The organism is Kribbella sp. DT2 (assembly GCF_049844575.1).
In the GTDB taxonomy this organism is placed as follows: Bacteria; Actinomycetota; Actinomycetes; order Propionibacteriales; family Kribbellaceae; genus Kribbella.
Genome location: NZ_JBNCLH010000002.1, coordinates 622,665 through 640,797, shown reverse-complemented (window position 1 = coordinate 640,797; position 18,133 = coordinate 622,665). Strand labels below are relative to the sequence as shown.

Here is an 18,133-nt window from a genome sequence, read left to right as displayed (position 1 = left end):
TGAACTGACTATGTTGTGGGCATGACATCTTCCGAGATGCGTGAGCCGACGTTCCTGATCCTGGCCGCGCTCGCCGACGGCCCCAAGCACGGATACGGGGTGATCTCCGAGGTGTCGAAGCTGTCCGACGATCGGGTGCGACTTCGACCAGGCACGCTCTACACAGCGCTGGATCGGCTCTCCGCGGAGAAGTTGGTTCAGCCGGCCGGCGAGGAGGTGGTCGACGGCCGCCTCCGCCGGTACTACGAGATCACCGACGCGGGCGCCGAGTCGCTCGCCACTGAAGCTGCCCGTCTCCAGTCCAATGCCGAGCAGGCTCTTCGCCGCCTCCGTCTTCGCCCCGTCGGCGGTGTCGCGTGAGCGCCCCCACTCAACCCCTGCCTTCAGGACGGGCGTATCGCCTTGCTCTCTTGTGTTATCCGCGGTGGTGGCGAGCGAAGCATGGCGAGGAGGTGCTCACGGTGATGCTCGACAGCGCCGAGGCTGAAGGCCGAAACCGCCTTGCCCGTCTCGATCTCCTCGATCTGGCTGCCCATGGGCTACGAACGCGCTTGGGCCAACCAGTTCGCGCAGCGTCGAGTCGAGTGCGTGATCGTGCGGCCCTCGTCGCCGCGGTGACCGGTGCGGCCTTCTGCGTCAGCCTGCTCATATTCGCCGAAGGCGGACTCGGCGTACCGATGCCTGCGCCTCGCCACGACCTCACGATGAGCGCACCGATTTACCTGGCCTGGCTACTCGCCGTCGCGATGGCTGTCCTGGGCCACAGCAAGATCGCAAGACTGCTGCTCATACTCACCGGACTCGGCGCAGCCGCGCTTCCGTCGCTCGCAACCGCGACCCATCACGCACACGGCCCACGCTGGCTGATGAGCTTCCTAGCCCTGCTCTGCTTGCTGGCCGCCTCCGGGCGCCTCGGCCAAGACCGCACCGCCCGCCGCCGCCTGCTCTGGCTCACCACCGCCGCAACCATCTCGGCTGCGGCCGCCTTCGCCCTCTACTTCCACGCCGTCCCCTTCTCCGACGGCCTGTACTACGGCAACGAGCGCTACAACTGCCTGTACTTCGCCCTCGCATCCTTCGGCATCGCGGCGACCCTCCTCCTGACCAACCACCGAACCTGGTCCGCAGCATTCGTCGCGAACGGCCTGGTCGCACTCAGCGTGATCGCACTGATGCCAACCCCCGGCGGCATCCACAACACGGCATCGACCATCACCCCAATTCCACTACTTGTCCTAGCCGCGTTCCTCACCGGCGGAGCCGCCCTGGCACCACTCGCCGGCCGCAACCATCGCCTTGACAACTCGGCATCGTGTTCAAAGACCTGAGCGGCGATGGGCCTGGACCGAATCCTTGGTCGGCGTGAGCAGCTCGATGCGTCGCTTCAGGCTTCGCCAGCGGTAGCACTGGTGTGCGGTGACGACGACAAGCAGCACCGCCGAGGCAGCGAAGAGTGGGAACCGCGGTGCGTTCCTGCCGGAGATCGCGGCCGCGATGATCAGTACGGCGAAAGGGATGCCGATGATCGCTCCGCGGAGCGCCCGAGATGAGTCGTGATCGGCCGGTCTCAGCGCGGCCGCTCGGACCTCTCGATCAGCGGGCACCCGTCCACTCCGCGCCCCGCGGAAGACCGCGCTGATCTGTTCGCGCGGGACTTCACCGATCAGCGCCCGCACCTCGCGCCGCGGCTTCTCGTTCACGATCGTCACACCGACGCCGTACAGCAGTCCGACGACCAGGCCGAACAAGATGACCTCCAGCGCCCCGGACGCGTTGTCCCAGAGAATGCCGACGGTCATGATCGCGCCGAACGGCAGTCCGTACAACAGACAGAGGATCCAGCGCGGAGCGGTGAGCAGATATGCGCGCATCACCTACCCGTCACCACCCTGAGCTGGAGCCGATGGCTCGGATGTTGACGAAAGCAAACAGCCGCCGGTTCTTCGGTCCCCAACTCCCGCATCTGATCCCCTCCCGATCGATCGTCACGTACCCGCTTGGGGAGACCTGGAACCTGTTGACCATCGCTGTAGCGGCAGCACCACTTCCTCGACCAAGGCTCCACGCTCTTCCCGGCAGGGAGGGATCACCTTGTAGTCAAGGGCGTATCGATCTGCCAGCCACACCACCTACTCATCGAGGCGACAAAGCTCGGCCTGCTCCTCGCTGGCCGTCAGCGGCGTCCGCTGAAATCCCAGTCGATGACTTCGAGGTCGTCGCCGGCGGCAGGTGCGCCGATCGTCTGCTCCAGCACAACGTCGAGGTGGCGGCGCGACGGGACCTGTGCGGCCAATGCGACGCCTCGAGGCGAGCCGGTGTGCGGAGCGCGCAGCTGCCCGAAGACGACGAGTCCTTCGGCCGTGCTCCAAGAGTGCTCCGCGTGCTTGGGCGATGCCGGCGCCGCATGATCCTCGGCGACGAGAACGAAATAGCGGACGCGATCGGCACGGTGGACGGTGTCCCCCATCGTGCGGCCGAGGACGTCGTCGAAGTGCCAGACCTGGTGACTCCGGTAGGCGCCGGCGTGCTGGTAGGGCTCGTTCTCGATGTATCGGCTGACCGCGTCGAGGTCGGGGAGGCTGCGGATGAGGAAGTGGGGCATCGTCAGTTCTCTTCTTCCGTGACCGCACGAGTGTTCTCGATGCCACCGGCGGCGTACGCGGCGGCGATGACGACGAGCGTGACGGGTAGCCCCAGGACGACCCTGACGATCAGCAGCCAGGCGACAGGTTCGTCGTTGAGGTAGACGACGCCCAGCGCGACCGAGCGCATCACCAGGGCAACGCCGGCTGTCACGGTGGTGAGGTTGTAGACGGCCCGGATACGGCGATCGACGTGCCGCAGCAGGGATCGATGACGTACGAGGCCCCACAGCACTGCGAACAGCGGGCGTCGTACGGCGACAGATCCGACGAGGACGCTCCCTAGCGCCAGATCAAGGCAGATGTCGGCGACGAGACCGCCCGCTGCCACCCCGGTGACACGGGCGATGGTCGCCGCGATCGCCAGTCCGACGGCGCCGCCGATGACCGTCGACTTCGACCACCGCCGGCGGTGCGCTGCCGCCGCGATGCAGGCGAGCACCACGACACCCACTCCTAGCCCCCACCAGAAGCCTGTGCTGCTGGCGACCGCGATGAACAGGATCGGTGGCAGCTCCGGCGCGAGGAGGCCCGAGCGGCGCAGAGACTGCCAGGCCGTCCGTACCGCATCCGACAGATTCACGTCCTCGTGCGCACCCGTCGAAGCCATCACAATCCCTCCCGCAAGCAGTTTACGGCGTAATCTTGCAATTCACCGTACACCGTAAAGCTGCCTACCCGCAGCTACCTCCCAGCACCAGCGGCGTCGCGATGGACTACGAGGCCGGGTTCGACCGGCGCGCGACCGCGCCGATGCCGAGGACGATCATGTCGATGCCCAGCCGGTAGTAGTCCTCGGCGTTCTGCCGGCCGGTCAACGGTTCCGCCGCGGCCCGGATGTTCGGGTACCGCGCGGAGGCCAGCTCGGCGAGCTCGTCGCGCTCGTCGGCGTACTGGCTCGGCTGTTTCAGCGTCTTCAGCTTGAGATCCGGCGCGTGCTCGACGAGCGCCACGGCAGACTGCGTTGCCAGCTGGATCAGCATCGCGCCGTCCTGCGGGCTGAGGCCTGCCTGCCGGGCGCTGTCGAGCATGATCTCCAGTGCCGCCATGAACCTGGGCAACGGGACGAGCCGCTCGATCACCAGCCGGCCCACCCAGGGGTGGTCGCGAAGCTGGGCCACCAGCGCGAGCAGGACCCCGCGCAGCCTGTCCTCCCAGGCTGCTCCCGGCAGGTCGTCGAACCTCCCCGTCGCGATCACCGATTCGGTCATGGCGTCGAGCAGGCTGTCCTTGTCCTTGAAGTGCCAGTAGACGCCCATCGGGCTCACCGACAGCTCGCGCCCCAGCCGGCGCATCGACACCGACTCCAGACCCTCGCGATCAGCGAGCGACACCGCCACTCTCAGAATCTGCGCCGCCGACAGCGTGGGTTTCGACGCCTCCGAAGAACTTCTGCTCACCGGATCACCGTACACCTCAGGCATGCTAGCTTTACGCCATAAAGCGCCGATCCCCCGAGAGAGGAGTCGCCCTCCGTGAAACCTGTCCGTATCGGTGCTCAGGTCGCGCCACAGCGAGCGGCGTACGCCGACATCCGGCGCGCGGCGGCCGCGGTCGAGGAAGAGGGCGCGGACATCCTCTTCACCTGGGATCACTTCTTCCCGCTGGGCAAGGACGCCGACGGCCCGCACTTCGAAGGCTGGACGATTCTCGGCGCCTGGGCCGAGCAAACCACTCGGATCGGACTCGGGGTGCTCGTCAGCTGCAACAGCTACCGCAACCCCGATCTCCTGGCCGACATGTCCAGGACCGTCGACCACATCAGCGGTGGCCGCGTCGTCCTGGGGATCGGCGCCGGATTCAAGGAGCGTGAATTCGTCGAGTACGGCTACGACTTCCCTTCGCCCGGTCGTCGGATCGCCGATCTCGCCGCTGCTCTACCGCGGATCGAGCAGCGGCTCGCCGCGCTGAACCCGCCACCGACGGGCCCGATGCCGATTCTCGTTGCCGGCGGCGGCGAGCAGAAGATGCTCCGCGTCGTCGCCCGGCACGCGAACATCTGGAACACCTTCGCCGAGGGCGAGGACCTGGTCCGCAAGCTCGGACTGCTCGAACGCTACTGCGCCGAGATCGGCCGCGACTTCTCGACGATCGAGATCTCCGTCCACACCGGAGGCGATCCCTGGGAGGCCGGCCCGCCGTTGCGTGAGCTCGGCGTCAGCCTCTTCACCATCACCACCAGCGGCCCCGACTACGACCTCGACACCATCCGCCACTGGATCTCCTGGCGCGACGAACAAAACGCCTGACAAAGCGAGACCGCACGGCGTACTTACACCCGGGATCACAAGGACATTGGTCAGGAGTGGTCGTGCGGTGTGACCACCGGGAGGTCGGGGGTCGTGTCGGCGAGGATGTTGAAGTAGTTGGTCAGGAGGTTCAGGGCCAGGTTGCCGACGACCTCGGCGATCTCCGCGTCCGTCACCCCAGCCGCACGGGCTGTCTTCACGTCCGCGTCGTCGATGACTCCACGGCCTTGGACGATGGCGTCGGACAGTCCCAGGTACCCCTGCAGCAGGGCGGGACTGTTGGCCATCGCCTTGGTCACCATGAAGCATCAGAGAATCGTTTGTCAAATGGATCGCGCAGCGCTAACCATTAGCCTGTGTTAGCTTGGAGGGCATGAGCAGCGAGTACGACGCGGCAGAACCGCTGGTGGTCGGGCTGATGAACACCGTCAGGTTCGAGCGCGAGGAGGTTCAGGACGCCCTGGCGCCCCCCGCCGGAGCCGCGGCCTGGCTCGACAGCCTCGGCACCCGCATCCAGGTCGAGGCGGGAACGACCGGCGTGGTCGACCTGGACGACACCGACCTGACGAGCCGACTGCGGGATCTCCGCGACGCCCTGCGCACGCTGGCCGCCGAGGTGACCGACGATCCGCGACCCGCGGCCACAGCTCCCGCCCTGACCCGAGCGGACGCGATCGCCCAGCTGAACGCCCTCGCGCGGACGTGGCCGGAGCTGACCTGGCCGGCGGATGGGGAGCCGACGCGGGCTTTCCGCACCGCGGGTCCTCCCGCTGATCTCGTCGTCGGTCTGATCGCCCATCAGGGAGTCGAACTGCTGGCCGGCCCTGACCGTGAGCGACTCAGAGCCTGTCTGGCACCCAACTGCCTGCTCTTCTTCTACAAGCGACAGACCCGCCGGGACTGGTGCTCAGCGCAGTGCGGCAACCGGGCCCGCGTCGCTCGCCACTACCAGCGGCACCACGCCCGGCACGACTGAACGAAGGACCGCGCGCTTCGCCTTCACCCCGGCGCTGCACTCAGTCGGCAGTTGACCGCGACGCTGCTGCTCTGACGGAGTCCACCAGCGTCCAGACCGACAGCCCCAGCAACGGGATGTCCTCGAGCAGGAACTCACCGGTGTTCGTGAGGTCCGTCAGCAGTATCTCCGCTTCAAAGACTCGACAACGCTCGAAGATGCGAATGTCGCCTCTTTATCAATCTTCGCCCGCCGGAGGATCTCATTCCACAGGTGGACGCCGTAAGACCCCTCGAGTCGTTCCATCTGCTGGCCGCCAGGATCCGCGCGAAACAGGTCCGGCGCACTCCAGTATCCGACGGGGTAGAACGTATCGGATGGAAGTACGAAATCCTCCAGCCCCTCCTGAGAGATCTGCTCCGTGAGCAACTGAGGTCCCGTTTCACCCCACGACAGGTCGCGGCCGAGCTTCGTTGCTCGATCGTAGAGTCTTTCCATGAGACGCGACTCCGCCGGAACACGCAGGACTGCATTATTGACGACGACATCGTCTTGACGAGCAAAGACGTAGGGCTCGGCGAAGTCGAACGGCTTCAAGCAGATCATGTCCGAATCAAACCACCAGCCACCCTTTTCCAAGAGCATTTTATAGCGGAACAGATTCGCGAAGGCGGCAACACTGCCCTTACCGGGCCCTGCTTGCGACCCGTAAGTGAAGATTTGATCTTCGGGCAGAATGGTGCCGGCATCTCTGAGACCCACTCCGGCCGGAACGCTTCGGACCTCCTCGTACACATAGAGATGTACGTCATGCCCGTTCTTGACGAACGAAGCCAGCGACAGCTGCTCGAGCGCCGACAGGCTGGATCCAACCCACAGCGTTTGCATGGCATCGTTCCGCACGTGCATCGATTGCCTTTCATCGGCCACGACCTGCACACTCGAAATGCGCTAACATGCTAGCATGACTGAGGATACTCCGGATCCGAAGATACAATTCAATGTGTACCTACCGCGAGACCTCGCTCGCCGGGTCAAGCACCGAGCAGTCGATGAAGGCCGCAGCGTGTCGGCGCTGGTCGAGTCCGCATTGGAGTCCTACTTGAAAAGACCTACCTCATAAGATTCGTCGCGAAGAAGTCGACCTCCATTTGCTTGACAACGACAATCGACTCCGGCTCAACAAACTGATGGCCTTCAGCATCGAGAATCGCGAGTCTGCTTGCGGGCTGCACCTGTGCGGCCCGCGCGGCAAAGTCCTGAATGCTCGCGACAGGAATGGATCGATCCCCGGCGCCGTGAATCTGCAGGACCGGGCCCGCCAGCCGGCTCACATCCGGCTCGGCGTCATCGGACGCCCGGAAATCACCCAGAAGCGACTCGACATGCCGTCGCTGCCAGTGCGTACCCGCGGACAGAAGTACCTGAGCGGATGTCGGAGCACTCTGCACCACCGCACACCTGAACAATCCGGAGCCGTCGCACATGCAGTGGAGTGCGGCCCAGCCACCCGAGCTCACCCCTCGTATCGCGACGCGCTCCGCGTCGAACTCCCGCAGCGCCAGCAGCGCTCGAGTTGCCACGACACAGTCGCGCGCATACTCGGTGCTCCACAAGCCGTACGCCGCATCACGATGCTTCTTGCCGAACCCCAGAGATCCCACAACTGCCGGCGTGAAGACTGCGATCCCCATCTGTCTGATCGCACGAACGACATGATTCTCCCAGCTGGGTACCTCGCTGTTCGGGCCACCGTGAACATTCACGACGAGGGGTGGCGGCGACTGGCAGGCTCCGATCGGCTGATGCAGGTATCCCTCAACCCGGACTCCTGAGACGGACTGGAACTCAATCACGTCAGGGGCGGCCACGCGGGTTTCCGTCCCCACTCCGACGGGGACCGCGGTCCCTTCGACAACACGGATTACTGTGCGCGAGCCGTCGCCTGAGCGAGCAACGCTCACCCCGCCCCGGCTCCATCGGTTCTCGATGCGCGCGTAGCCCGTAGTCGTCACCTCCACCAAGGGGCTCCTCAGCAGGTCCACAGAGAGAAGCCGACTCCCCCCACCAACGGTCGTCACCGCTTCGAGCCCGTTGCCACGCCTTACCAGGCAGAACGCTGCCTGGCCGGCCGCCCAGGGCTCCCGCCCGACATCACCGCCGGCGACAGGCACCGGCCGGGCCGGCAGATTGCCATCCCAAATCCACAGCAGCTGCCCACCATCACGGTCACCGCAGTACACCAGCCTCTGGTCGTCAAGCCATTGCGGACTGTGCTGCGTCTCGTCCTCGAACCGCGGAATGTCTTTCACGCTGCTCAAGGACAACTCAGAGGCCGACGAGATCTGTGCAGTCACGATCGTCGAGAAGGACCAAGGATCACGAGTTCCTGGCCGCATCCACGCTACTCGACGAAGGCCCTCCGAGACCGACAGGTTCAGAATGGGCGAATTCGACCGATGGAGCCGAGCCACCGAGCGGCCGTCATCGCTCGGGACCGCGACGATCTGCCATGACCTGTCAGCGACCCGGAGTACGGATACCAGTACCGCAGAACCGACGGCCCTGTCACAAACATCTGCGACCACCAACCCCTGCTGCCAGCCCGCGGGCCCGAACGGCACCACCTCGCCGTCCTGCAGCGACAGTAGTTCTCCGGTGCTCTCGTCAATGAAGAGGACGATCTGCACAGACGGCCCATCAACCTTTTCGCCGCCGCAACGAACTGCCCTCCAGGCGCGCGACGAGCCTGAGCGGCTGAGCCACGACCGTACGCTCCACGGAGGCGGAAGACGATCGATCACCTGCTGCATCTCGGCATCGCAAGACCGGATGATTGTTCTGCCCGACCGGAGGTCCGACTCCTGCCACCATATTTCGTTGCCAACCCATTGCGGGTAATCCGGATACCGCATGTCGTTGTCCACGCCGACCGCACCTCCGCGAGTCGAAGAGAATCTGCGGCATTTCATGCACGACCGTCGTCAACTTACCCAACAGCGGTAACCCCATGCCAGTGTGAGCGTGTCTTCCCTCCACGGACAATGAGGGTCGAGACGGACCGTGACCCACAGGCAGTCCTGTTGTACCGTCTGTTACGCGCCTGGCGGACACGTCCGGGTTCGCCGAGTCAGACGCTTCACCACGGATGGCCCTGGTAGCGCGAGCGGGGCGTCCACGCGACCGGCAGGAGATGATCTTGACCTCGCCAGCAGCCCAACAGCCGGAACTCGAGTCGACTCCCGGAGCGTCCTTGCTCCAAAGGTCGCGACTCGTCCGGCTGATGGACACCATGCTGCGGGCGAGTCCCGCACTTTTCGTGACGTGGGCATTGCTTTGCGTAGTGCGCATGCTGCTGCCGTCCGCCTTTGCCGTCTTCCTGGGCATCGCCTCGGTCGACCTTGTCCGCGATGGCATCTGGCAGCCGACGGTGCTCCTCAGCATCTTCGTGGCGCTGTTGTCACAGGTCCTGCCACCGATACACACCGCAGTGAGTCAGAATCTCGGCGCGCTCACCGGCGCCAGGATCACCGACCAACTCATCGAGCTGAGCACCCAGCCCACTGGAATCGGGCATCTGGAGACATCTGAACTGGCCGACGACATCAACATCGCGCGCGAGTTCGACTACGGAATAACGAGTCTGCCGATGTGGATGTCGGTGGAGTTCGTCACGGCCGAGCTGGTCCCGTTCGCAGCCGGATGGATTGCCGCGATCACACTGGTTGCCTACGATTGGTGGATGCCAGTTCCGCTGATCGGCGCCTGGCTGTTCACCCACTGGGCGCTCAAACGATCCGCGGTGTGGGCCGGGCGCAACTCGGACGACGCGAACGACGCGCGCCGCGAATCGGAGTACTACTTCAACGTCGCCGTACAGCCGACCGACGCGAAAGAGGTTCGGCTCTTCGGACTGGCTTCCTTCATCGTTGCGCGTTTCACGCGAGCCAGGAGACGCCTGTTCGACCTCCAGTACGCAGACACCAGGTTGTCACCGTTCTGGCTGGCGACCGCCGGAGCGGTAATCCTGCTGGCAAATATCGCGGCCTTCGGCTGGCTGGCGTCGTCCGCGAGCAATGGCCGCCCGCTGGACGCTGTCGTCACGGTGACCCAACTCATCATCGCCGTGCAGGCTGTCGCCTTCGGCACGTTGAGTTGGGTGCTGGACGACGGAACCGCCCCCATCGACGCCGTTCGCCGGCTGCGGGCCGCTGTACCAGGTCGGCCCTCAAGTCCGGTGGTCCACTCGGCAGCCCGAGACAGCGGGCAAGCAACCGCCGTGCCGAGGGCAACCGTCCCCGAGCGGGTTTCTGGCGTTCAACTGGATTTCGACGACGTGAAGTTTCGCTATCCGAGCGATGATCGCCTCATCCTCAGCGGGCTGTCCTTCCGGGTACAGGCGGGCGAGTCATTGGCAATTGTCGGCGCAAATGGCGCGGGCAAAACCACCCTTGCGAAGCTGATCTGTCGCTTCTACGAGCCGGCGTCCGGTGAGATCTACACCGACGGCCGTCAACTGTCTGCTACCGACCCGGAAGAATGGCGTGCCGATATCACCGCGGTCTTCCAGGAGATCCTCAAACTGCACCTCACAGTGGCTGAGAACGTCGACCCTGGAGGTAGGGCCAGCCACAGCGAGGTAGTCCAGGCGCTCGCCGACGCCGGCCTGCCGGAGCTGGAGCCGACGGTCGTCCTCGGCAAGACCCTTCCCGGAGGAACCGATCTCTCCGGCGGGCAGTGGCAACGCGTCGCTCTGGCCCGCTCGATCTGTGCTGTCCGCAACGGGGCGAGGCTGGTTCTCCTCGACGAACCCACCGCGAACCTCGACGTGAGGGGTGAACACGAGGTCTTCCGCGACTACCTCGATCACACGTCCGGCGCCACCAGGATCCTGATCAGCCATCGGTTCTCGACGGTGCGCATGGCCGACCGGATCGTCGTCCTGGAGAACGGAGCCATCACGGAAGCCGGGTCGCACGACGAACTGATGGACAGAGGACAGGAGTACGCGCGGATGTACAACCTGCAGGCGAGCCGATTCGTCGAAGGCCGATCGTGACCAGCCCGGACGTGACGGCACGCGACGACCAGGTCGGTCAGCTGCGCGCCATGCGCGACCTGTTCGGCTATGGGTTCAAGGCCGAACGACGCCTGATGATCACCGCGATCGGTCTCGCCGCGCTCGCCAGCCTTCCGCAGACCCTGATGATCTACTGGACCGGTCTGTTCATCAACGGTCTGGCGGACCGCGACGAGTCGACCATCGCGCTCGCTGCCGGCGCGCTTGGCGCTTCGCTCTGCGTCGGCTGGATACTGAAGCTGGTCAGCGGCCGGGTCACCAAACGCTTCCAGGGGCGCATGAGCGCCGTCTTCGAAACACGGATCGCGCTACTTCAGTCTCAGATCCCGACCCTGGAGCACCATGAGCGCTCCAGTGTGCTGGACCGGCTCGCGGTACTCCGCAACGAAACCTACGTGCTCGATCACATGTACTCGACGGTGCTTCAGGCAGTCATGTGGCTGAGCCGGATCATCAGCGTTCTGATCCTGTTGACCGCGGTCAGTCCCTTGTCGCTGATTCTCTTGGTCGCGCTGGTCCCGATCGCTGTTGTCAGCATCGTCCGACCGCTCCGCGAGCGGCATGCGGAGGGCCAGGCCGCGGCGTCCAAGAGGCTGGCTGATCACCTGCACAGGGTTCTGACCTCGTCCGAAGCATCCAAGGAAATCCGTGTCCTCGACCTCGGATCGCCGCTGACCCAGCGGCGCCAGAAGGAATGGATCGCCTGGCATCGGACCATCGCACGCAGCCGGAACATGACCGCGCTCAGTACCACCGCTGCCTGGAGCGTCTTCTTCGTGTGCATGGTTGTCGTGATCGGCCTCTCTGCCGGAGCAGAGGCAACAGCCGGTGACGCGGTGATCCTCCTTCTCGGTGGGCAGCAACTCGGAAGCTTCGTGTCCACGCTGCTGTCAGAAGTCGGCTACATCCGCGGCACCTGGATGGAAGGCGCTGAGCGCATGGCGTGGCTCGAGGCCTACGCCAAGAGCGCGCGCCACCACGGCCACCTGCAGCCACCGAGGCTCGAAGCGAACGGGATCCAAGCTCGCGACCTCGCGTTCACCTACCCGGGGTCGACCAAGCCGGCAGTCACCGGCGTCAACCTCGACATTCCGCCCGGCTCCGTCGTTGCCGTTGTCGGCGAGAACGGCGCGGGCAAGTCGACACTGGTCAAGCTTCTGGCCGGGTTCTACGTCGCCGACTCCGGCCGGCTCACCGTCGGCGGGGTCGAGCTGTCCCAGGTCGATGTCGAAGCATGGCGAAAGCACCTGTCCGGATGCTTCCAGGACTTCAGCCGCTTCGAGTTGCCGCTCCGAGAGTCGATCGGCCTAGGAGATCCCGATCATCTCGCTGACGACGCCGCGGTGCTGACGGCCGCCCGGCGTGGCGGTGCCGCCAGTCTCGTCGCCCGCCTTCCACGGGGCCTCGACACCCAACTGGGCCACCGCTGGCCAGATGGCGTTGACCTCAGTGGAGGCGAGTGGCAGAAGGTCGCGTTGTCCCGCTGCTTCATGCGTGGCTCGCCCATGATCCGCTTCCTCGACGAGCCGACCTCCGCCCTCGACGCCGAAACCGAGCACGAACTGTTCGCCAGGTACGCGGATGCCGCCGATGACAGTGTGACGACGATCCTGGTCTCGCACCGGTTCTCCACCGTGAGTATGGCTGACCACATCCTCGTCATGGACGGTGCGCGGGTGATCGAGCAGGGCTCACACGAGGAGCTGATGAACCAGCGGGGCACCTACAGCGAGCTCTACACGACACAGGCGGAGGCGTACCTGCGGGGTAGCGATCGCCCCTAGCGCCACGGTCGTGACAAACCGAAGTACCGTCGAGAGGAGAAGTCCCATCGATGAAGTCGCCGTACCTGAATCAGGCGAGTACTACGCGGCGTACGGGCATCAGTCGGAGAGCGCACGGTTCGTACCTGAACATCTGCTGACACTGCTACCGCCGGACATCCAGGTTCGCACCGCACTCGACATCGGGTCCGGTACTGGCATCTCGACCAGGTTGATCGCGGGCAGGTTCACCGGCAGTCGCGTCTTCGCGCTGGAACCGCAGATGTCGATGCAGGACCAGGCCCGGCAGACCGACCCTCCCCAAGTCACGCATCTGTCGGGTGCCGCCGAAGACTTGGGTGGCCTCGACCTGCCGTCACTCGACCTGGTCGTGTGCTCGTCGTCGATCTGGCACATGGACCGGCCCCGGCTGTTCCAGGAGATCGCGCGGCGTCTCACAGCCGGTGGCCGCTTCGTCTTCAACATCGGCGAGTCATTCATCGATCTGCCTGACGTAGTCCTTGCCCCAGGCAACCGAAAGTACCTCACGGAGCTGCTCCGAGCGGGATTCGAGCTCGGCATGAACCTGCCGGACCCGCGAGAACCTGGGGCCGTCCAAGCAGGACCGCGACCGAAGGAGACCATCGACAGTCTCACCCGGACGATCAACGAGGCCGGCATCGACGTCGACTCCCGGGACCTGGTGGACCAGTCCGTCAACCTCGAGGAGTCGAGGGCCTGGATGGCCATCCCCATGTATACGCACAGCCTTCCAGGTCTCACCCCGGAGCAGTGCCGTGCCGCGGCGGAGACCGCGCTGAGCCGGATGCCTTCGGACGCCACGATCACAACTCGCTGGCTCATGATGTGCCTGGTACGTCGCGACGAGAGCGCGGACTGAGCATGCGACCGCTCGGTGGGGGTGGATACGTCGCTCCGATCAACTGGACCGACCAGTCATGGAACGACGTTCTCGACGAGTCCGTACGGCGGCTTGCCGAACTCGGGCTGACTCCGATCCAGGGGGACGTGTCCACCCCAGACGAGTCACCCTGCCTGACTTTCGCGATGGGATGGCGGGTCGAAGAGCTGCTGCCGCACCAGTCGGAACAGGTGGTGCCACTCATTTATGATGCCTTCCCCACCAACTGGAAACGAATCGCCGGTGTCATCGGCGCGAGCACGATCCGCACCCTCTTGGTGACGAGCCGGCCGTCTCAGCGAGCACTACAGATGCTTCTCCCCGACCGGAAGGTCTGCTACTGCGCCGAGGCTGTGAACCTCGGCGTCTTCGGACCCTCCCCCAGCTTCTTGCTGCGCGAGAGACGTGTCGTGGAGTTCGGCAGGCGTGATCCGATCTGGCACGCGATGGCCCGGGAGACGCTCGCGTCTTCAGGCATCGCTCATGACTACAACGCCGCCGTACCGGGAGAAGCCACCGGACCGGCCAGACGGCAGGAGTTCATCGAGCGCCTGCGGACCGCCGCGGTCTCTGTCTGCATCCCACGGGCGTACACGGATCCCCTGCAGACCGGAGGCCTGGAGACGATGACGTGCCGGTACCTGGAATCCTTCGCGGCCGGGACACTCGTGCTTGGCAGCGCTCCCGCTCAGTTGACGTCATTATTCGGGTACAACCCGGTCGTCGAGATCGACTGGATCAACTCGTCGTCACAGCTCACCACCGTTCTCGACCAGCTCGACGACTACCGGGAGCTGGTGGAGCGGAACACCCAACGCGTAGCTGAGGTTGGCGACTGGGAAGCCCGCGCGACCGAACTCGGAACGATTCTCGACGGAGTCTGATCGACGATGACGCGAACTGTCCTCGGCGTCGCGAGCGCCTACGCCTTCGGCCCGATGGCCACCCTGGCGGCCGTAGTGCCCGACCTGGCCCAGGACTGGCAGGTTGATCTGGCCGGCCGGCGGGTCAATATCGGGCTCGCGCCGGAGCAGGAGTTCGTGCGGGACGTCCTGGTCCTGGCCGAGGAACGCGAAACCCGGATCAGACAGCTGACGGTTGCCATCGCGGACGCCGCCCTCGTGCTGAGCTCGATGGAGTACGACTCCATCGTGATCGCGCATCAGCTGGGGAAGCCGTGCGTGCTGCTGAACACTTTGGGGTGGTGGGGGCAGATTCCGCCGCATCCAGCTGTTGGTCTCGCCGACCTCGTGTTGTACCAGTCCTTCGGAGATCTACCGGTTCCGTCAGCCGCCAACGCCGCGCGCGTGCAGCCAGTCGTCCGGCCGATCGAACCTCGCGCAGCGCACGAAGGGAACGAGCCTCCACTTCTGCACCTCGGCGGTTTGTGGCTCAGCGGCCGGGAAGACCACACCCCGGAGACCCTCTACGCCCAGCTTCTCGTCCCCTGTTTGATGGAGCTCTTCGACCGTCACGGGCACGCCAGGCCACGGGTCCTCACCAGTCCGCCGATCTCCGCTCTGCTTGAGCCGGCGGCCATCCGGGCCGAGACGCTCCCCAACGACCGGTACCGCGAAACATTGCGATCGGCGCCGCTGTTCGTGACGACCGCGGGGATCGGGAGTCTCTCAGATGCTTGGCTGACCGGACTACCGACCTGTGTGCTTCCGCCGGCCAATGCCACGCAACTGGCGCAGCTGAACGAGCTTGCTCGGTTCGGGCTCCCGAGCGAGCTGACCTGGACACCTCCGCTCACCACGGACGCCTTCGACGAGTCTCTGGTCGCCGCGCTACGAACAGCCACCGGGCGAGCAGACCTGCTGCGCCCGGTGGAACAACAACTGGCTGACGTCGAGCAACGAGATCGACTCTCCGGGGCCATCACTGCGCTGTTCAGTTCCACGCCACGGGACCTGCCGCGGGCGGTTGATCTGATAGAGCAGCTGTGGAGCAGTTGTCATTGAGCTGTCGTGGAGGCCCTGCCCTTGCCGGCACGCTCCGCGCCAACGGCCGCGAGCGCGGCTTCCCGGTCAACTACCACCGCGGTCGCGTTGTTGTCCTCATCGACAAGCTGCCGCCGCGATTCCGCAGCCTTGCCACCCAGAGCCGCGGCCAGGCCTCCCTTCTGCCCCCTCCGCGACATCCAGTACTGCTCGGCTGCCAGGTCCGCCGCGAGTTCCTCTGCCACCTCGGGTGAACTCTGCATCTCCTGCGACACCAGGAGGAGACGGTCCACGATCTCCTTCGCGACCTCGGGCCCACCCTTCCAGTAGTCGGCTGGGAGCTGTTCCCGTGTCTCCGGGTGTTCTCGAGCAACTCGGTCGACGAAGTCGGACACCAACCGCCACCACGTCAGTGCCTCGGCTGCCATCGAGACATGAACGGACCCGGTCTCGTTGGCTGCCGCCTGATGCGCGAATCCGCGTGGGATCCAGGCCACGTCACCGACCTTCAACTGCCATTCTTCCCAGTCCGCGGCCTCGGTCTCCTCCGGTGTGAGGTTCCGGGTGATGGTCGCGTTCTGCTCCACCGGCAGTCTGCTGACCATCCAGCTCTTGCTACCCGCCAGCTGGATCACGATCACGGACTCGCCGTCGAGATGGGGCTTGAGCCCCTGCGCGCCGCGCCCGGTCATGAACAGGGATGCCTTCCAGGGCGTCCTGGTTCGGTCCTCCAGCCCGTTGGAGACCTCTTCGATCTCGGGGAAGAGGAGATCGGCGCGACTGACGATCCCCGTCGCCCCGCTGCGCAAAAGGTCCACCACGCGATCACGGTCGACGAACGGTTGCTGCTTGCCGTTCGGCAGGACGTCGTCGACCTGGCAGTACAGCTCCTCCGGCAGCGCACGGCCTCTGAGCGTGACGCGCAGTGCCTGACGAGACAGTCGCCGGCCGATGAGGTAGTCCAGATCTGTTTCAGCGATCAAGGGCGCGCCCAGGCATCCGAACACTTCCGGCCTGGCCGGCAGCGTCTCCGGCAGCAGTCGAGAAATCCTCTCCCACATCGAAGGTCTCCTTCCGAGATTGGCTCTGAACAGTTGATATCTTCAGACGATGACCATCGGCCTCGCGGTGCCTCTTGGAGGTGTGTCGGAGACCGGACGGGTCCGCGATCTGCGCGCGTACGTCAAGCTCGGTGAGCTCGCGCGGGGTCTCGGGTACGGCTCGCTGTGGTTCGGCGATCATCTCGTGGCCGAGCCGGGCGCCGATCCGGCCGGCGCTGCTTGGGAGACCTGGACCATCTTGTCCCAGATCAGCACCTGCCTGCCCGACCTCTTGTTCGGCACGACAGTTCTCTGCTCTGCCTACCGCAACCCCGCGTTGCTCGCCCGGATGACCGAGACCCTGCACTACAACGCGACCGCGAAGACCGTCGTCGGCGTCGGCGCGGGCTGGAAGAAGGACGAGATCGACGCCCTGGGCGGTGATCCCGCCTTCGCCCGGGGATTTCCGGACTGGCTCACGATCTATTCGTCGATCCTTCGGTCGGGCGCCGTCGATCACTCCGGCGAGCAGCTCGGCGCCCACCTGGCCGCCAAACTCGCTCCGCGGGCACCGCGGCCGCTGGTCGCCGTCTCCGCCGAAGGGCCGAGGAACCTCCGCCTGGTGGCGAAGTACGCCGACCTCTGGGTCACGCCATGGCTGGAGACGCCGGACGAGAAGTACCAGGCCATGCGCGGGACGATCGACCAGTACGCCGTCCCGAGTCCGCCAGGAACGGTTGCCTGCATCGTGATCCCGCACGGGCCGGATCACAAGGTCGCCCTGAGCCCGGCCGAAATCGCTCGCAGACTCGAGTCCTGGCTGACGATCGGGTCCGTGCACCACGTCGTCATCTACGTCCCCCTCCTGGCCGCCAACCTCAACCTCATCGGCGAGGCCATTCGTTCGGTCGATGCCTGACTGACGGGGTTCATGCGAGCTCGCCGGCCATCAACGAGCCAACGTGCACGCACGACACCAGGGACGCCGGAAGGCCGGACTCGAGTTCCCCGCTGATCGCCGAACTGACGATGCACGAACCGATCCCCTGTGCGCTGAGTGCGGCGTGCGTCTGGCCCAACGCCGCGCCCGCGTCCCAGAGCGCGGTCGCCAGGGTGCAGTTCTCGTAGCGCCGACTGACAAGTCGCGGATCGCTGAAAGCCGCGAGCACGATCGGCGGAGCTTCTTGCGATCCGGTACGCCGACGGACGTCCGCCTGCACCAGACCCGAGATCTCGCCGTCGATCTCGGTCAAGGTGATCGTCCTACCCTGTACGACGGGAACGAACGCTCCGTCCCGCATCCCCCGGATGTTCGACAGCACGAGCATCCAGCGCAGATGATCCACGCCGCCAGAGGTCGGAGTAGCGAGTCTTCCGCTGCTCTGCCTGGCTACGGCAACACGCAGGACGGTGCAGACAGTCGAGGCGTCACACGACCCGAATGATCTCACCGACCGGCGTTCTGGAGCCCAGCCGACCTCGAGACTCACACCTGGGTCACCCACGGCAGGCATCGTTGGGGAAGTCGCCGCGTGGCGA

At 65.4% G+C, this 18,133-nt stretch carries 20 protein-coding genes; 11 read left to right on the top strand and 9 right to left on the bottom strand.

All coding sequences use genetic code 11. From position 1 onward, the window contains the following. The first annotated feature begins 21 nt into the window (after positions 1–21). Positions 22–360 (top strand): PadR family transcriptional regulator, encoded by a 339-nt coding sequence (locus tag ACLQ2O_RS11735; protein ID WP_425830256.1) that lies wholly within the window; start codon positions 22–24, stop codon positions 358–360. 101 nt (positions 361–461) lie between these two features. Continuing rightward, positions 462–1,328: a hypothetical protein gene (locus ACLQ2O_RS11730; protein ID WP_425830254.1), complete on the top strand. Its 867-nt coding sequence runs from the start codon at positions 462–464 to the stop codon at positions 1,326–1,328. Here ACLQ2O_RS11730 and ACLQ2O_RS11725 read toward each other — a convergent pair. From ACLQ2O_RS11725 to ACLQ2O_RS11710, 4 genes are all read right to left on the bottom strand, one after another. Continuing rightward, a complete protein-coding gene (locus tag ACLQ2O_RS11725) occupies positions 1,317–1,871 on the bottom strand; it encodes a hypothetical protein (RefSeq protein ID WP_425830252.1) in 555 nt (184 codons plus the stop codon). The genes ACLQ2O_RS11730 and ACLQ2O_RS11725 overlap by 12 nt on opposite strands. A gap of 302 nt (positions 1,872–2,173) precedes the next feature. Further along, entirely contained in the window at positions 2,174–2,602 is a 429-nt protein-coding gene (locus tag ACLQ2O_RS11720) for a hypothetical protein (protein ID WP_425830250.1), read from the bottom strand. 2 nt (positions 2,603–2,604) lie between these two features. Further along, the gene (locus tag ACLQ2O_RS11715) at positions 2,605–3,252 is read right to left on the bottom strand and encodes a DUF3159 domain-containing protein (RefSeq protein WP_425830248.1); all 648 of its coding nucleotides are present in this window, start codon (positions 3,250–3,252) and stop codon (positions 2,605–2,607) included. Between the two features lie 106 nt (positions 3,253–3,358). Then, on the bottom strand, positions 3,359–4,042 hold the full coding sequence (locus ACLQ2O_RS11710; RefSeq protein ID WP_425830246.1) for a TetR/AcrR family transcriptional regulator: 684 nt from the start codon (positions 4,040–4,042) through the stop codon (positions 3,359–3,361). Positions 4,043–4,117: 75 nt separating this feature from the next. On the opposite strand from ACLQ2O_RS11710, the gene ACLQ2O_RS11705 reads away from it, so the two are divergent. Further along, a complete protein-coding gene (locus tag ACLQ2O_RS11705; protein WP_425830244.1) occupies positions 4,118–4,891 on the top strand; it encodes an LLM class F420-dependent oxidoreductase in 774 nt (257 codons plus the stop codon). 50 nt (positions 4,892–4,941) lie between these two features. Here ACLQ2O_RS11705 and ACLQ2O_RS11700 read toward each other — a convergent pair whose 3' ends face one another. Beyond that, positions 4,942–5,193: a hypothetical protein gene (locus ACLQ2O_RS11700; RefSeq protein WP_425830242.1), complete on the bottom strand. Its 252-nt coding sequence runs from the start codon at positions 5,191–5,193 to the stop codon at positions 4,942–4,944. Between the two features lie 71 nt (positions 5,194–5,264). Between ACLQ2O_RS11700 and ACLQ2O_RS11695 the strand changes: the two genes are divergently transcribed. After that, positions 5,265–5,867: a CGNR zinc finger domain-containing protein gene (locus ACLQ2O_RS11695; RefSeq protein ID WP_425830240.1), complete on the top strand. Its 603-nt coding sequence runs from the start codon at positions 5,265–5,267 to the stop codon at positions 5,865–5,867. A 156-nt stretch (positions 5,868–6,023) separates the two neighbouring features. Here ACLQ2O_RS11695 and ACLQ2O_RS11690 read toward each other — a convergent pair whose 3' ends face one another. Then, on the bottom strand, positions 6,024–6,776 hold the full coding sequence (locus ACLQ2O_RS11690) for a glycosyltransferase (RefSeq protein WP_425830238.1): 753 nt from the start codon (positions 6,774–6,776) through the stop codon (positions 6,024–6,026). A 34-nt stretch (positions 6,777–6,810) separates the two neighbouring features. Between ACLQ2O_RS11690 and ACLQ2O_RS11685 the strand changes: the two genes are divergently transcribed. Beyond that, entirely contained in the window at positions 6,811–6,969 is a 159-nt protein-coding gene (locus tag ACLQ2O_RS11685) for a CopG family transcriptional regulator (protein ID WP_425830236.1), read from the top strand. Here the strand turns inward: ACLQ2O_RS11685 and ACLQ2O_RS11680 are convergent. Continuing rightward, positions 6,959–8,773, bottom strand: a complete 1,815-nt coding sequence (locus ACLQ2O_RS11680) for an alpha/beta hydrolase family protein (RefSeq protein ID WP_425830234.1) — start codon at positions 8,771–8,773, stop codon at positions 6,959–6,961. The two genes, ACLQ2O_RS11685 and ACLQ2O_RS11680, sit on opposite strands and share 11 nt — an antisense overlap. Positions 8,774–9,129: 356 nt before the next feature. Between ACLQ2O_RS11680 and ACLQ2O_RS11675 the strand changes: the two genes are divergently transcribed. From ACLQ2O_RS11675 to ACLQ2O_RS11655, 5 genes are read left to right on the top strand one after another with little or no spacing between them, the layout of a single operon-like run. After that, positions 9,130–10,905 carry an ABC transporter ATP-binding protein gene (locus ACLQ2O_RS11675; protein ID WP_425830232.1) on the top strand — a complete coding sequence of 592 codons (1,776 nt, stop codon included), beginning with the start codon at positions 9,130–9,132 and terminating at the stop codon, positions 10,903–10,905. Beyond that, entirely contained in the window at positions 10,902–12,710 is a 1,809-nt protein-coding gene (locus ACLQ2O_RS11670) for an ABC transporter ATP-binding protein (protein ID WP_425830230.1), read from the top strand. The genes ACLQ2O_RS11675 and ACLQ2O_RS11670 overlap by 4 nt, the downstream gene beginning before the upstream one ends. A gap of 10 nt (positions 12,711–12,720) precedes the next feature. Further along, positions 12,721–13,590, top strand: a complete 870-nt coding sequence (locus ACLQ2O_RS11665) for a class I SAM-dependent methyltransferase (RefSeq protein WP_425830228.1) — start codon at positions 12,721–12,723, stop codon at positions 13,588–13,590. Positions 13,591–13,592: 2 nt separating this feature from the next. Further along, positions 13,593–14,495, top strand: coding sequence for a glycosyltransferase (locus ACLQ2O_RS11660; RefSeq protein ID WP_425830226.1), 903 nt, complete (start codon positions 13,593–13,595; stop codon positions 14,493–14,495). Between the two features lie 54 nt (positions 14,496–14,549). Then, positions 14,550–15,575, top strand: a complete 1,026-nt coding sequence (locus ACLQ2O_RS11655; RefSeq protein ID WP_425830224.1) for a hypothetical protein — start codon at positions 14,550–14,552, stop codon at positions 15,573–15,575. Here the strand turns inward: ACLQ2O_RS11655 and ACLQ2O_RS11650 are convergent. Next, on the bottom strand, positions 15,569–16,615 hold the full coding sequence (locus ACLQ2O_RS11650) for a JmjC domain-containing protein (RefSeq protein ID WP_425830222.1): 1,047 nt from the start codon (positions 16,613–16,615) through the stop codon (positions 15,569–15,571). The two genes, ACLQ2O_RS11655 and ACLQ2O_RS11650, sit on opposite strands and share 7 nt — an antisense overlap. A gap of 49 nt (positions 16,616–16,664) precedes the next feature. Between ACLQ2O_RS11650 and ACLQ2O_RS11645 the strand changes: the two genes are divergently transcribed. Continuing rightward, positions 16,665–17,513 (top strand): LLM class flavin-dependent oxidoreductase, encoded by an 849-nt coding sequence (locus tag ACLQ2O_RS11645; protein WP_425830220.1) that lies wholly within the window; start codon positions 16,665–16,667, stop codon positions 17,511–17,513. 10 nt (positions 17,514–17,523) lie between these two features. Here the strand turns inward: ACLQ2O_RS11645 and ACLQ2O_RS11640 are convergent, their stop codons facing one another. Next, a complete protein-coding gene (locus ACLQ2O_RS11640; protein WP_425830218.1) occupies positions 17,524–17,940 on the bottom strand; it encodes a hypothetical protein in 417 nt (138 codons plus the stop codon). Between the last annotated feature and the right edge of the window lie 193 nt (positions 17,941–18,133).